Raw genomic sequence first — 14,258 nt, forward strand, 5'->3', positions numbered from 1 at the left:
CCCGGCTTGTGGTCAGGTCACCTTCAGGAACCTTGCTACAGGCTCGTGGCCTTCGACTTTCAGTTCCCAGTCGGGGCGTTTGAAGGTGTCCTGGGTGAGGCGGACGTGCTGGACCGTTTCGGCTTTGCCGCCCCAGGCCTGGCGGGTGATTCCGTTGAGCTCGTACCCCAGGGAGCGTGAGACGCCCAGGGAGGCGGTGTTCCAGATGGCCGCTTCCGAGGTGGCAATCTCTGCGCTGAGCCAGTCGAAGGCGTAAAGCGCGACGGCGGCCCGCATCTCCTTGCCGAGCCCCTGGCCTTGCGCGGACTGCTTGAGCCAGGAACCGGTGCTGACCATCCGCAACGTGCTGAAGTCCTTTGCTCCCAGGTCCTGGCAGCCGATGAATTCGTCCTCGTGCCAGATGCCCAGCAAAAGGGTCCACGACTCTGGTGTGCATTCGGCCCGGCAGCGCCAGTGCCACTGCGCCATCCTACGGCCGAGATCATTTTCGGGAGATTCCGCCCAGGCGGTGCTGAACGGATTCCTGCCAGGCTCGTGGATGCCGCTGCGGGCGGCTGCCACTGCTGCCGGGATGTCCTGGTCAAGGACAGGGCGGAGCTCCAATCGCGGAGTTCTCAGGGTCAGGCCGAAGATCGGCCAAACGTCACTTAGGGTCGTCATCAGCGAAGCGTAGCCGATGAAACCGGCAAGGCGCTGTCACATCAGGCCGGGATGTCCCAGCTGATGTGCCTGCGCACGTCCGTCAGGTTCATGGACTCGGCCAGGAACAGGTCATCAAGCATGTACTCATCCACGCCGAGGATCCGGAGCCAGTGGCCATAGTGGTCCGTGCCCGGTTCCAGGGACTGGCTTGCGACGCATACGCCCGTTCCCAGGTCCAGGCGGACAAGGCTACGGCCGGCCAGGCATATCGGCGCCGCGGGATCAGCTGGATGGTAGGCGGCTGTGGGTGTCACCACTGCCTCGACTGCAGGCCTGGCCTCGTGGGTCACCGCCCGGACGGCCTCTACGAGGACTGCGTTGCTGCCCGGGAACTCAAGGGGAACCGGCGAGTTGCCGGCCAGTTCGACGGGGTCCAGTGCCGCAGAAAAGCGGCCGTTGCCGAACCCCGGCTCACCGTAGGCTGCTTCGGGCCGGCGTTTCACGTAGCCCGATTCGTCGTAAACGGGAGTAACGAGTTGTGGCGGCAGCAGCCAGGATTTGCGGGTGGAACTGACGTAGAGGCCGTCCCGTGAGTCGTTAATCCCCGTGGTGCTGTGCAGGACGAGTCCGTCCCGGCTCTCCAGCCGGAGCGCACCCGGGCGGCGCAGCCAGGCACGGACCATGGAAGCAGCCGGCGAAGGAGCGTCAACGAAAGGCTCATCCCAGTATTCGAAGCGCAGCGACTGCCACTTCCAGGGCGAAGAGCGGCACAGGTTGCGGAACGTGGCCACAGGATCCGCGGGCGGACCGCTGTTCGGATCCGGACGGTGCCGGGAATCCCATGTCGCCATATCCACAGTTTACGCGGGCAGGATAGGGCGGACCGGGTAATTCAAGTAGCATCCGAGAGTGATCGGACGACTCGGCGACCTGTGGCAGCACATCCCCGTGGCCTTCTGGCTGGTGCTCGCAGCGTGCCTGTACTTCGCGGTGATGGCGGTTCGGCTGACGGTCATTGATGTCCGGCACCATTTGCTGCCCAACCGGATCGTTTTCCCGTCCTATGCCGTGGCCGGGGTGCTGCTGCTGGCTGCGGCGCTCGCCGGTTCAGCCGCGCCTGATGAGGAAGCTTTGAGGGCGGGGCTGCTGGGGGTTCCCGCCCTGCGGGTGGTGGCCGGCGCCGTCGTCCTGTGGCTTTTCTACTTCGTGCTCCGCTTTGCCTACCCGCCGGGAATGGGGTTTGGCGACGTAAAGCTGGCGGGGGTGCTTGGCATGTACCTCGGGTATCTTGGCTGGAGCCACCTCTTCGCCGGAACGTTCCTGGCGTTCCTGCTGGGCGGCCTATGGTCTATCGCCCTCCTGGCAGCCCGCAGGGGGACGCTGAAGTCGTCGATTCCCTTCGGCCCGTTCATGCTCGCGGGAACTGCCGCCGCCATGCTGCTGCCGGCCTGACGCTGCGGCCGGAGCGGCACACACCGAGCCCTTAATGACGGGATAAAGCAAGGACGCCGCAACCCCCAAGACTGCGGCGTCCCTGCGCCTAAGGACGGGCCTGCGCGGCCGCGAGCAGCTCTGCTGGCGGCGGAAATGTTCTGCATCAGCAGGTCCCGGTAGCTGCGTGTGTTGCTGTCGGAAAAGTAGGCAATGCTGCTTTTGCGGGCGATGGTGCTGAGCAGCACCACGGCCATCTGCACAACGGGATGGTCAGGTTCCACGCCTTCGCGGCGCGCAACGTCACGGGTGAACTGGGCTTTCCGCTGCTCCGTGACCCCGATGATCCGGAGGATGAGCTGGGGTTCCTTTTTGACAACGGCGATCAGCTGGCGGGTTTCCTCTTCCGAGGCGGTCATGCCTTCGGCGAGGCGCAGGAAGAGCCTGACCAGATCCCGGAACAGGGCGGGGGAGATGTCACCGGCGGGGGAGTCCGCTCCGCCGGCAGCCAATTCATCTATCACGTCCGCGGGAACGTCGTCGTCCGCGTGCCCGATGATGGCGTGCAAATAGTCCGCGGGCCTCTTGGGCTGAAAGTACGACGACGGCCGGTACCTTTCGTGCGAAAGGGTACCGGCCGTCGTCGTACTTTGTGGAAGGGCTGCTACGCCTTGTGGGCGGGCGACGTCATGGTGGTGACGTCCAGGGCCTTGTCCAGGTCTGCCTCGGAGACCTTGCCTTCGCCGTCGCCGACGAAGCCGAGCTTCTCGGTTGCCTGGCGGATGGTCAGGCCCTCCTGCACGGCCGTCTTGGCGATCTTGGCTGCGTTCTCGTAGCCGATGTACTTGTTAAGCGGTGTGACGATGGACGGCGAGGCCTCGGCCAGGAAACGGGCGCGCTCCACGTTGGCGGTGATGCCGTCGATCATCTTGTCCGCCATGACGCGGCTGGTGTTGGCCAGCAGGCGGATGGACTCAAGCAGGTTGGCGGCCATGACCGGGATTCCGACGTTGAGCTCGAAGGCCCCGTTGGTGCCGGACCACGCGATGGCGGTGTCATTGCCGATGACCTGCGCGGCCACCATGATGGAGGCTTCGCAGATGACCGGGTTGACCTTGCCGGGCATGATCGAGGAGCCGGGCTGCAAATCCGGGATGGCGATTTCGCCCAGGCCGGTGTTGGGGCCCGAACCCATCCAGCGCAGATCGTTGTTGATCTTCATGAAGGAGATGGCGATGTTGCGCAGCTGGCTGGAGGCCTCGATCAGGCCGTCGCGGTTGGCCTGGGCCTCGAAGTGGTCGCGGGCCTCGGTGAGGGGCAGTCCGGTGTCGGTGGCCAGCAGTTCGATGACGCGCTCGGGGAAGCCGGCGGGGGTGTTGATGCCGGTGCCCACGGCGGTGCCGCCCAGCGGCACTTCGGCGACGCGGGGGAGTGCGGCGTTGATGCGCTCGATGCCGTAGCGCACCTGTGCCGCGTAGCCGCCGAACTCCTGGCCCAGGGTCACCGGGGTGGCGTCCATGAGGTGGGTGCGGCCGGACTTGACGACGTCCTTGAACTCACCGGCCTTGCGCTCCAGTGACTCGGCCAGGTAACCGAGGGCCGGGATGAGGTCGTTGATCAGCGCGGAGGTGGCGGCGACGTGCACGGACGTGGGGAAGACGTCGTTTGAGGACTGCGAGGCGTTGACGTGGTCGTTGGGGTGGACCACCTTGTCGCTGCCGGCGGCCTTCAGGGCGCGGGTTGCCAGTTCGGCGAGGACCTCGTTGGTGTTCATGTTCGAGGAGGTGCCGGAGCCGGTCTGGAAAACGTCGATGGGGAAGTCGCCGTCGTACTTGCCGGAGGCCACCTCGTCGGCTGCGTCTGCAATCGCCTTGGCCAGCTCGCCGTCGAGCACGCCCAGTTCAGCGTTGGCCTGGGCTGCGGCCTTCTTGACCCGGGCGAGTGCCTCGATGTGGGTGCGTTCCAGGGTCTTGCCGGAGATGGGGAAGTTCTCCACTGCCCGCTGCGTCTGTGCGCGGTACAGTGCGTTCACGGGGACGCGGACTTCGCCCATCGTGTCATGTTCAATGCGGAACTCTTCAGTGGAAGTCATGGGGCTAGCTTAGGGCGCCCGGGCGTCCCATCGAAAACCGTGAAGAGGGCGTTGCGGGGCCCTTGGCGGGCCCCGCAGGCATGGGTGCTAGAGCTCGCCGATTCCCGAAACAAGGTTGGCGCGGCCTTCGGCGAGGCTGTAGGACAGGCCGATGACGGCGGTGCGGCCGCCCTCGATTGCGTCCGAAATCACACGCGAGCTGTCGACGAGCCGCTGCGAGGTCTGCTTGACGTGCTCCACCACCATGTCGTTGACCTCGGTCTCGTCGTTCCGCAGGGACGTGAGGACGGACGGCGTGATGCGCTCAACGAGGTCCCGGATGAAGCCTGCCGGCATCTGCCCCGTCTCGACGGCGGCCTTGGTGGCGGCCACGGCCCCGCAGCTGTCGTGCCCGAGGATCACGATGAGGGGTACGCCCAGAACGCCGACGCTGTACTCCAGGGAACCCAGGACGGCATCATCGATGACCTGGCCGGCGGTACGCACCACAAAGACGTCGCCTAGCCCGACGTCGAAGATGATTTCGGCCGCAAGGCGGGAGTCGGAACAGCCGAAGATCACGGCGAAGGGATGCTGGTTTTCCACCAGCGAGGAACGGCGCGACGCGTCCTGGTTGGGATGCGACGTTTCGCCGCTGACGAAGCGTTCGTTTCCTTCGCGCAGCCGGCGCCAGGCAAGTGCAGGAGTCAGGTAAGTAGCCACGCGACTACGTTACGGTGCCGCCGTGGCAGATGGGGAAACTGTGACGGCGGGGTTGCTTTCCATAAAGGTAACGACGGCTGCAGCCAGTGTGGCGAATTCGTCCAGCTGGGCGGCGCCGGACAGGATGACGGTGGTTTCCCGATAGTCGAGAACCAGCGACTTTTCGCCTTTACCGGTGTCCCGGATTTCCCACTCCTGGCCCCCGGCGTTCCGTGAACCGGTGATTGGCGCGTTGTCTGTCTGCTGCAGCAGCCACGTCGGATTGGCCTTATCGGTTTGCACCAGGGCGATGAACGAGTTCTTGGGCGTGAGGAAGCCCACCTCCCATGTGGGCACGCCGCTGGCGGTTCCTGCTTCCCATCGCGCGTAGTTGGGACGGAAGGCGCCGCCGGTGTCCGGGGCGGCAGGTGTGAATCCCGCGACGCCGGCTGCGTTGCGCGCCGTGCCTGCCACATCGATGTCCGGACGGTACCCGTCGCTCTTGGGAAGCGGGTTCATCAGGACAATGGGCAGGAAGGCAGCGATGCTGAGCACCAGCGCGATGATCATGCCGATCACCGAGGCGTTGGCGCGCTTGGCCGCAGCGGCCGGAATGACAGGCTTTACGGGCGTTGCGCCACCTTGCCCGCCCGTGGCCTGCGTACCGCCGGATCCGGCGGGTTCGGAGCTGGGGGACGTTTTTTCCTGCATGTCATTCACCCCTCTATAGTCGCCCATGCCGGCGGGCAACTTCCATTCGGCCGCTTCCGCCGCTTGGGCCATGGAGGTGGCCCGCGTCCTTGTCCATATTGCGGCCTGGCGTCATGCGCGGTCCCGCGGACGGTGCCGCGACTATGATCGGAAGCAGAGGAATCACCGTCGGGCCGTTCCGGCAGGCGGATTCAATGATCGCCACTCGAAGAAGAGGTTCACGTGTCACCAGCGTCCATGACCCAGAAGTACTCCACCATCTCACCGTCCCTGGCGGTGGGCAACGACGAACCGGACCGCAACCTTGCCCTCGAACTTGTCCGCGTCACCGAGGCGGCGGCAATTGCCGGCGGCCACTGGGTGGGCTTCGGCGACAAGAACACGGCCGACGGTGCAGCCGTGGATGCCATGCGCTCGTTCCTGCAGACCGTCCACTTCAATGGCGTCGTGGTCATCGGTGAAGGCGAAAAGGACGAAGCGCCGATGCTGTTCAACGGCGAACGCGTCGGAGACGGCACCGGCCCCGAGGTCGACGTCGCGGTAGACCCCATCGACGGCACCCGGCTGACCGCCCTCGGCATCAACAACGCCCTGGCTGTGCTGGCCGTGGCCGAACGCGGCTCGATGTTCGACCCCTCCGCCGTCTTCTACATGGAGAAACTCGTCACCGGCCCGGAAGCCGCGGACATGGTTGACCTGCGCCTGCCGGTGAAGCAAAACCTGCACCTCATCGCCAAGGCCAAGGGCGTCAAGGTCAACCAGCTCAACGTCATGATCCTGGACCGCGACCGCCACCGCCCGCTGGTGGAGGAAATCCGCGAGGCCGGCGCCCGTACCAAATTCATCATGGACGGTGACGTTGCCGGTGCCATCGCCGCCGCACGTTCCGGTACCGGCGTGGATGCGCTGATGGGCATCGGTGGCACGCCTGAAGGCATCGTTGCCGCCTGCGCCATCAAATCCCTGGGCGGCGTAATCCAGGGCCGCCTCTGGCCCACCAGCGACGAAGAGAAGCAGAAGGCCCTCGACGCCGGCCACGACCTCGAGCGCGTCCTGTCCACCAACGACCTCGTCTCCAGCGACAACTGCTACTTCGCTGCCACCGGCATCACCGACGGCGACCTGCTGAAGGGCGTCCGCTACTCCAAGGACAAGGTCCTCACCCAGTCCATCGTGATGCGCTCCAAGTCCGGCACCATCCGTTTCGTGGACGGCGAACACCAGGCCAGCAAGTGGGAAGGCTACGCCCGCAAGAGCTGACCGGCGGCCAGAGCCAGGAAAGTCCCGGAGCGCCGCGCTCCGGGACTTTCGGCGTTAAGGCCTTGGTATAGGGTTTAATTCATGATTCCAGCTGTTGTGCCCTGTACTGACCGTGCCCTGTGGGATGAACAAGTCGACCGGTTCCAGGGACATCCACAACAGCTCTGGGGCTGGGGCGAGACCAAGGCGCAGCACGGGTGGTCAGTGGACCGGGTGTTGCTGGACGACGGCGGCACCACCATCGGGTGCGCACAGTTGCTGATCCGGCGCCTGCCGTTCCCGTTCCGAGCACTGGTTTACATTCCGAGGGGACCGGTGTGCTCTATCGAGCACACCGGGGCTGTCCTGAACAGCCTCGCCGATTACGCAGTGTCCCGCCACCGCGGCGTTGCCCTCAGCATCGAACCCGACTGGGACCGGGACTCCGCCTACGCCGGTGCTGTGGCCGAAGCCGGCTTCCGCGAAACCAGCAACACCGTTCTCATCCCGCGGACCCTGATCCTGGACCTCACCAGGACTGATGACGAGCTGATGGCTGAGATGTCCAAGTCGACGCGCGCCAATATCCGCAAGGCGATACGAAGCGAAATCGAGTTCCGCAAAATCAAGAACGAATCCGAGCTTGACCAGGTGCTCGGCATCTACCATGAGACCGCGGAACGGGCCGGGTTCGGCATCCACGAGGACCAGTACTACCGGGACATCTTCCGGAACCTGGGGGACAGTTCACCCATTATCGGAGCCTTCGACGGCGAGCAGCTGCTTGCGTTTACCTGGCTTGCCCGCAGCGGCTCAACGGCGTTTGAGCTCTACGGCGGCGTCTCCGCGGAGGGCAATAAGCGGCGGGTGAACTACGGCGTCAAGTGGGCGGCCCTGCAGGCGATGCGCGAGGACGGTTGCGTCCGGTACGACTTCAACGGGCTGCTTAATGACGGCATCTCGGATTTTAAGAAGCAGTTCGCCAAGCACGAGGACATGCTCCTGGGTACCTGGGAGAAGCCGCTGTCACCCTTCTACCCGGCATACTCACAGGCCATGCCGCTGGCGCGGAAAGGACTGCAGGCTGCGCGGCGGACGGCCAAGGCGCTGGCCGGCCGCGCCCGCACCCTGCTCCGCGCAGCTAGAGGCCGGTAGTCACCGCGAACGCCAGCGCGCGCTCCGTGCGGCCCGCCACCGGGTGGACGTTCACGGGCGCTTCGGCGGCAGCGAGGAATGCGCTGCCGCCGCGGGCAAGCTGCAGGTCGCCTTTGGGCGAGTCGAGGTACACCTCGCCGGCTACCACAATCACCACGGCAGCGCCGGACTGTGCCAGCGGGACCGGTCCGTCCCCCGGACCGAGTTCAATGCGCTGGAGCTGGAACTCCTCGAACGGCGGGCGGTACAGCTCCTGGTCCATGACGGTGGGCTCGGCAGGAAGCATGGGGACGGCTACGGGCCGAAAGTCGATAGTGCGCAAGAGCTCCGGAACATCGACGAATTTGGGTGTCAGGCCGCCGCGCAGGACGTTGTCCGAGGAGGCCATCACCTCGACGCCCAGCCCGTGAAGGTAGGCGTGTACGTTCCCCGCAGGCAGGTAGACGGCTTCGCCCGGCTGCAGCGAAATCCGGTTAAGCAGCAGGGAAATCAGCACGCCGGGATCGCCCGGGTATTTTTCGTTCAGGCTGACAACGGTCCGCAGCTCTGCCTCATACGGTGCTACCGGCCCGCCGGCAAGAAGCGCCGCCACCACCTGGGCAGTGGCATCGGCGATGTCCTGGCCGCCCGTGATCAGGCGTTCGAAGGCCTTCCGCAGTCCGGCGCCCTCATCGTTGTCGGCCAGGTCCTCCAGAAGCGCCGGAAGGATGGCGGGGACAGGCCCTTCCACTGCGTCGAAGGCCGCGGCGACCTGCAGCAGGATGTTCCGGGTGTCCGCGGCCGGCCGGAAACCGCACAAAGCCTCGAAGGGCGTCAGCGCGAAAATCATTTCCGGCTTGTGGTTGTCATCCCGGTAGGTGCGGTGGGGCGCGTCCGGGGCCACGCCTTGTGCGTTCTCGCGGGCGAAGCCGGCCCTGGCTTGCTCCAGGCTGGGATGGACCTGAAGGGACAGCGGCTGGGCGGCTGCCAGGATCTTCGCCAGGAAGGGCAGCCGAGGGCCAAACCGGGCCACCGACTCCGCACCCAGGAAATGCTCCGGATCCCGGGCAATGAGGTCGTCCAGCGACGTCTCACTGCCGTCTTCGGGCACACGGGCCACGGACGGTGAATCGGGGTGCGCTCCAATCCACAACTCCGCTTCCGGACCACCGGATTCAGGCCTTCCGAGCAGGGTCGCGATGGCCGTCGTCGAACCCCAGGCATAGTCCCGAAGGACGTTCTCAATCTCGTACAAAGCCGGTTCCGTTTCTTTCGTCTAATTGCGGGGTTACAGCGCTGCGCACTGGCCGTTGGTGGCAACGAGCTGGCGGATCGCCTCTTCGTTTCCTTCGAGCTTCAGCTGGGTCAGCAGTTCTGCCGTGATCGGCTCGCCGTCGGGCGTGGTGGTCACGGGTGTGAAATCCGGCGGCGTGGTCTGCCGGATTGTGCTGCCGCCCGCGGGCAAAACGGCCGGGGACACCGCTGCGGCCCGGAGATGCCCGGTGCCGGCATCCGGGGCGGCCAGGACGTCGTCGGGAAATCCTGCTGACTCGCCGCCCCCGGAGGCGGAAGCAATCAACTCATCCACGCGCTCGTGGATCTGGTCGAAGTCCGGGGTTGTGGAGAACGCCGCGTCGAAGTCCGGCGGCCCGATGGTGAGCCGCTTGGCTTCCGTGCCTTTTGCCTTGATGGCAAGGTCAACAAAGCTGCCCAGCTGGGTGGAGGAAATGTTGGATTCCACCACCTTGGTTCCCGCGTTGGCGATGTCCTCGAACCTGGCCAGCAAGGTGGCAGGATCCAGCTGCTTCAACATGGCCTGCTGTACGCACTGCTGGCGCTGGATCCTGGAGTAGTCGTCCACGTACTCGCGGGACCGGCCGTACCACAGCGCCTGGTTGCCGTCGAGTGTCTGCTCGCCCGCCGGGATCCAGCCGAGGGGCATGCCGTGGGTCTGGCTGAAGTCGTCAAAATAGCCGCTCATGGGTACCCAGCCGCCGGCCTTGATCCTGATCCCGCCCATGGCGTCGATGAGCGAAGCGAAACCCTGCATGTCCACGAGGACATAGGCCTGGATGTCCAGGCCGAGCGTTCCGGAGACCGCCTCCATTGTTGCCTGCGCGCCCGGATCGGCAACTCCGGGGTAGAGGTCCGCGTACTCATTGGTGACTTCCGTATTGATCGCGTTGATCAGGCATTCGTCGCCGCAGTTGTAGCCGTCCGGGTAGATGGACCGCATGGGGGAGTCCTCGCTGAACTGAGCGTTCTGCAGGTTGCGGGGGACGGAGATGATCGCGGTCTGCCCGGTTTCGGCGTCCACGCTCAGCACGGACAGGCTGTCCGGCCGGCGTCCGGTGCGGTCTTCACCGGCGTCGCCGCCCATCATCAGGAAGTTGTAGCGCCCGTCCACAGGATCGATGGCGGGCCCCGACGAGAAGATGCTGCCGATGGCATTGCGGCTGACGTTGAGCAGGTAGGCGGCATAGCCGAGCGAGCCGCTGCCCAGCACCAGTGCCAGCACCAGGGTGACCACGACGGCGGGACGCGTTGGCGGCGTCAGCAGCACCGGGCGGATGAGGCGGAGGGTGTTGATGAAGAGGATCGCCCAGCCTGCGGCCAGGGCCACCAGAACGACCACTATCGCCAGGGACGCGAAAGGGTTAGTGACGATGCCCAAAAGCAGCGTCCGGTTGATGACCAGCAGAAGGATGGCCACCAGCAGGACAGTCCAGGCAGACAGCGTGACCCGCAATGCTGCCCGGCCGAGCCTGCGGTTTCCCGCCACCAGCTGTGCGCTTCCCGGCACCAGCAAGGTCAGCAGGATGAGGAGGAAGGCCCGCTTTTTCCTCACGGGGTGTGAGGCGCTGACCGGGTACCTGACCGGGTCCGTCAGCACTGTGTCGGAGGAGGATTGCGGAACTTTGCTGCTGGACATGCCCGCGGTCCTAACGGCTGCCCCGCAGGGAGCTGTTGCCTTCCGCGAAGACTTCGCTGACCTTTTGCCGGAGGCTTTCCCCCTTGCGGCTCGCCACCGCGTTGAGGTCGGCGGCGAAATCCAAAAGATCGGTGCGCAGGGAAGCGGCGAATTCATCGGTTCCGGCTGCGAGCATGCGGACGGCGAGCAGCCCTGCATTGCGGGCACCTGCGATGGACACGGTGGCTACGGGGACACCGGCAGGCATTTGGACGATCGACAGCAGGGAGTCCATGCCGTCCAGGGTCTTGAGCGGGACCGGTACGCCGATCACCGGCAGGGGGGTGACGCTGGCAAGCATGCCAGGCAGGTGCGCGGCACCTCCGGCGCCGGCGATGATCACCCGCAGTCCGCGCTCGTGGGCGGTCTGCCCGTACTTGATCATCTCGGTGGGCATGCGGTGCGCGGACACCACGTCAGCTTCGAACGGGATCCCGAATTCCGCCAGTGCGTCGGCGGCAGCCTCCATGACCGGCCAGTCGGAATCAGAGCCCATGACGAGCCCCACCAGGGGACCCGAGGTGGAGCCGGCGGCAGGGGTTGCTGGGGCGCTCATGCGTTCTCCTCAAAGGTCTGCGGCACATCCTCCGCCGGCGGCCGCCCATCGCGGATGATGCCCGCAACCATGGTGGCGCGGCGGCGGACCGACTCCACGTCAGCGGTGGACGTGCCCACCAGGTTTACGTGGCCGATTTTTCGGCCGGGCCGCACGGACTTGCCGTAGCAGTGCACCTTGGCCGCGGGTTCGCTGGCGAGCGCCAGCGGGAAGGCCGAATACAGGTCCTGGTTGTCTCCGCCCAGGAAATTCTTCATGACCGTCACCGGGGCCAGGGCGTCGGTTGCGCCGAGCGGCAGGTTCAGGACTGCGCGCAGGTGCTGCTCAAACTGGCTGGTCACTGCGCCGTCCTGCGTCCAGTGGCCTGTGTTGTGGGGGCGCATTGCCAGTTCATTGACCAGGAAGCCGGCCCCGACTCCCGGGGTTTCGAAGAGCTCAACGGCAAGGACACCGGTCACGCCGAGTTCGGCGGCTATCCGGAGTGCGGCATCCTCGGCAGCGGCGGCAACCTCCACGGGGATGTCCTGCGCCGGAGCGATCACTTCATCGCACACGCCGTCCACCTGGATGGTGTGGACCACCGGCCAGGCCCGGGCTTCGCCATCCGGGGTCCTGGCCACGAGCGCCGACAGTTCGCGGCTGAAATTGACCTTTGCTTCCGCCAGGAGGGGGCTCATGGCGGCAAACCAGTCTCCAGTTCCAGCCGCTTCCTCGGCTGAGTTGACGATCCGGACGCCCTTGCCGTCATACCCGCCACGCGGCGTCTTCAGGACAACCGGCCACCCGGTTTCGTCGCCGAAACGCACCAGGTCCGCCACCCCGTCCACAGAAGCCCAGGCCGGGTTGGGAAGCTCGAGCCGGTCGATTGCGGCCCGCATCACCAGCTTGTCCTGGGCGTGTACCAGGGCCTCGGGCCCGGGCTGGACATTGACGCCCGCCTGCTGAAGGGCACGGAGGTGGTCCGTGGGCACATGTTCGTGGTCGAACGTCATAACGTCCAGGCCCTCGGAGAACTCAAGCAGGGTTTCGAGGTCCTTGTAGTCGCCCACGGGCGAGGAAGAGACTGCAGAAACCGCGGAGACATCGCCGCTCTCAGCCAGGACACGTAGTTCAAAGCCAAGTGCAGTTGCTGCCGGGGCCATCATTCGCGCAAGCTGGCCGCCGCCAACCACACCTATTACTGGAAAAGTCACATCAGCCAGCCTACCCAAGACCACCGGCTATCCCGGCTTCCACCGCATGAGAGTCCCGATTTCGAGGTTACGCGGAGGCCGGGGACGGGATTAGGGAGGCTGCCCTGGAGGTTTGGAGGCTAAAATAAGCCTTTGGCCACGTGGGCCCTTAGTAGAGACGGCCATGGAGGGTCATGTTGAGCGCACTTGCAGATCGTATCCGGGGACTGGCGTCGCTGTTCTGGCGGGAAGTGGCCAAATTCGGAGCTGTCGGCGGTGTGGCGTTCGTCATCGACAACGGCATGACGTACTACCTGATGCACGGCCCCATGTCGGACAGCGAGGCCAAGGCCCGCTTCGTCGGCGCGTCGGTGGCTACCATCTTTTCCTGGATCGCCAACCGGCTCTGGACCTTCCGGCACCGCCGCCAGGACAACGTCCTGCGGGAGTTCCTGATGTTCATCCTCATCAACGGCATCGGAATCGGGATCTCTACCGGATTCACCGCAATTGCCAAGTACGGGCTGGGTATTACGGACAAGAACATGCTGTTCTTCGCCGGCGTGTTCGGCATCCTGGTGGCCACGGTGGTCCGCTTCTTTGCCTACCGGTTCCTGGTGTTCAACAAGGAGCTGGACCAGGAACCGGAGTTCTCGCATGACCACGAGCTCATCGAAATCCATCACCACCAGAAGGAACCGGTCTCCAGACTCGAGCGCGAGCCCTCGCCGGACGGTCCCGTCCAGTCCTAGCGGATGCTAGTTGCCGTGGATGCGTTCCGCGGCCAGCAGCTTGTCGGTCAGTTCCACGTCGGCGTGGGTGAGAACCACTGATCCGCCCTGGTGCCATGCTCCCAGTGCGTTTGCCAAGGCGGATTCCAGCCCGTCCGCGGCCGGGATGTGCAGCCGCACGCCTTCCTCATGCCTGATGGCGAATGTGCTCAGGAGGTCCTTCTGCAGGTACTCCTTCCCGTCCGCGCCGGAAAAGGCGCGTGCAGAGGGGGCGGGCTCAGCGTGCGGCATAAAGACGTCCCCGTGCAGGCGCACCTCCGCCGCATAGTCGAGGCAGCCGGCCGGAAGGTCGCCGGGCCAGCGCATGGCCAGCGCCGGGAGCGCAACGGCGATGACGGCATCGTTCTGTTCGCCGGCTGACGCAGGGTCCGCGGTGACAAGGAAGTCCGCACTGCCGCCGTCGAGAATCGTCTCCAGGCCGAGCTGCCAGGCGGAAAGGGCCCACACCACGGCTTTCCAATGGGTCGGCAGGTCCAGCCGCAGGCGCATTCCGGGAACCGCGTCCAGTTCGTCCTGGAGCAGGTTGCTGGTCTTGGCTACCCAGTTGTCCAGGACGCGTCCCGAGAGTTCCACGCGCTCTGCCTCAGGTCCGTACCAGGTCAGCCGTGGAGCGGTGGAGTTCCCTGAGCGGAGGGAAGCCATGAGGTCAAGTACCGGAGTTGTCATGGCACCATCCTGCCACTGCCGCCGCGGGAGGACGCCGGCGGATTTTTCTCGGCGCTTATGGTGAGTGATCTTTATCACTCGCGAAGGTAAGCCTGCTTGCTATTGACGCAGATTCGCGGTATTTTCGCGAAAAGACGCCATTTTTTCGGTCGTTTCCCGCCTGCGCCTGCCA

Annotated in this window: 14 protein-coding genes; 4 read left to right on the plus strand and 10 right to left on the minus strand. The window is 65.4% G+C overall.

Annotated features, from left to right (window positions below):
* Nucleotides 1-12: 12 nt before the first annotated feature.
* Both FDW83_RS04955 and FDW83_RS04960 read right to left on the minus strand, forming a co-directional pair.
* Entirely contained in the window at nucleotides 13-660 is a 648-nt protein-coding gene (locus FDW83_RS04955) for a GNAT family N-acetyltransferase (protein ID WP_138136497.1), read from the minus strand.
* Nucleotides 661-701: 41 nt separating this feature from the next.
* Nucleotides 702-1,493: a hypothetical protein gene (locus FDW83_RS04960; RefSeq protein ID WP_171027456.1), complete on the minus strand. Its 792-nt coding sequence runs from the start codon at nucleotides 1,491-1,493 to the stop codon at nucleotides 702-704.
* A gap of 58 nt (nucleotides 1,494-1,551) precedes the next feature.
* On the opposite strand from FDW83_RS04960, the gene FDW83_RS04965 reads away from it, so the two are divergent.
* Entirely contained in the window at nucleotides 1,552-2,094 is a 543-nt protein-coding gene (locus FDW83_RS04965; protein WP_138136498.1) for an A24 family peptidase, read from the plus strand.
* A 643-nt stretch (nucleotides 2,095-2,737) separates the two neighbouring features.
* Here FDW83_RS04965 and FDW83_RS04975 read toward each other — a convergent pair.
* From FDW83_RS04975 to FDW83_RS04985, 3 genes are all read right to left on the minus strand, one after another.
* Nucleotides 2,738-4,165, minus strand: a complete 1,428-nt coding sequence (locus FDW83_RS04975) for a class II fumarate hydratase (RefSeq protein ID WP_138136499.1) — start codon at nucleotides 4,163-4,165, stop codon at nucleotides 2,738-2,740.
* Between the two features lie 87 nt (nucleotides 4,166-4,252).
* Entirely contained in the window at nucleotides 4,253-4,867 is a 615-nt protein-coding gene (locus tag FDW83_RS04980) for a carbonic anhydrase (protein ID WP_138136500.1), read from the minus strand.
* 9 nt (nucleotides 4,868-4,876) lie between these two features.
* Entirely contained in the window at nucleotides 4,877-5,557 is a 681-nt protein-coding gene (locus FDW83_RS04985) for a DUF4245 domain-containing protein (RefSeq protein ID WP_240720856.1), read from the minus strand.
* 237 nt (nucleotides 5,558-5,794) lie between these two features.
* On the opposite strand from FDW83_RS04985, the gene glpX reads away from it, so the two are divergent.
* On the plus strand, nucleotides 5,795-6,817 hold the full coding sequence (gene glpX, locus FDW83_RS04990; protein WP_171027457.1) for a class II fructose-bisphosphatase: 1,023 nt from the start codon (nucleotides 5,795-5,797) through the stop codon (nucleotides 6,815-6,817).
* An 81-nt stretch (nucleotides 6,818-6,898) separates the two neighbouring features.
* Nucleotides 6,899-7,951, plus strand: a complete 1,053-nt coding sequence (locus FDW83_RS04995) for a peptidoglycan bridge formation glycyltransferase FemA/FemB family protein (protein WP_138136502.1) — start codon at nucleotides 6,899-6,901, stop codon at nucleotides 7,949-7,951.
* Here FDW83_RS04995 and manA read toward each other — a convergent pair.
* Genes manA through FDW83_RS05015 form a run of 4 tightly spaced genes read right to left on the minus strand, consistent with a single transcriptional unit; the run spans nucleotide 7,938 to nucleotide 12,650 of the window.
* A complete protein-coding gene (gene manA, locus FDW83_RS05000; RefSeq protein WP_138136503.1) occupies nucleotides 7,938-9,185 on the minus strand; it encodes a mannose-6-phosphate isomerase, class I in 1,248 nt (415 codons plus the stop codon). The genes FDW83_RS04995 and manA overlap by 14 nt on opposite strands.
* A 33-nt stretch (nucleotides 9,186-9,218) precedes the next feature.
* Complete coding sequence (locus FDW83_RS05005) at nucleotides 9,219-10,862, minus strand: LCP family protein (protein WP_138136504.1); 1,644 nt, start codon at nucleotides 10,860-10,862, stop codon at nucleotides 9,219-9,221.
* 10 nt (nucleotides 10,863-10,872) lie between these two features.
* Nucleotides 10,873-11,457 carry a 5-(carboxyamino)imidazole ribonucleotide mutase gene (purE, locus tag FDW83_RS05010; protein ID WP_138136505.1) on the minus strand — a complete coding sequence of 195 codons (585 nt, stop codon included), beginning with the start codon at nucleotides 11,455-11,457 and terminating at the stop codon, nucleotides 10,873-10,875.
* Nucleotides 11,454-12,650 carry a 5-(carboxyamino)imidazole ribonucleotide synthase gene (locus FDW83_RS05015; protein WP_138136506.1) on the minus strand — a complete coding sequence of 399 codons (1,197 nt, stop codon included), beginning with the start codon at nucleotides 12,648-12,650 and terminating at the stop codon, nucleotides 11,454-11,456. Before FDW83_RS05015 ends, purE begins: the two co-directional genes overlap by 4 nt.
* A gap of 173 nt (nucleotides 12,651-12,823) precedes the next feature.
* Here FDW83_RS05015 and FDW83_RS05020 point away from each other — a divergent pair, with 173 nt between their 5' ends.
* Nucleotides 12,824-13,381, plus strand: coding sequence for a GtrA family protein (locus FDW83_RS05020; RefSeq protein WP_138136507.1), 558 nt, complete (start codon nucleotides 12,824-12,826; stop codon nucleotides 13,379-13,381).
* Nucleotides 13,382-13,387: 6 nt separating this feature from the next.
* Here FDW83_RS05020 and FDW83_RS05025 read toward each other — a convergent pair whose 3' ends face one another.
* A complete protein-coding gene (locus tag FDW83_RS05025; protein WP_138136508.1) occupies nucleotides 13,388-14,086 on the minus strand; it encodes a TIGR03089 family protein in 699 nt (232 codons plus the stop codon).
* Between the last annotated feature and the right edge of the window lie 172 nt (nucleotides 14,087-14,258).

Source organism: Pseudarthrobacter sp. NamE2, from assembly GCF_005796205.1.
In the GTDB taxonomy this organism is placed as follows: Bacteria; Actinomycetota; Actinomycetes; order Actinomycetales; family Micrococcaceae; genus Arthrobacter.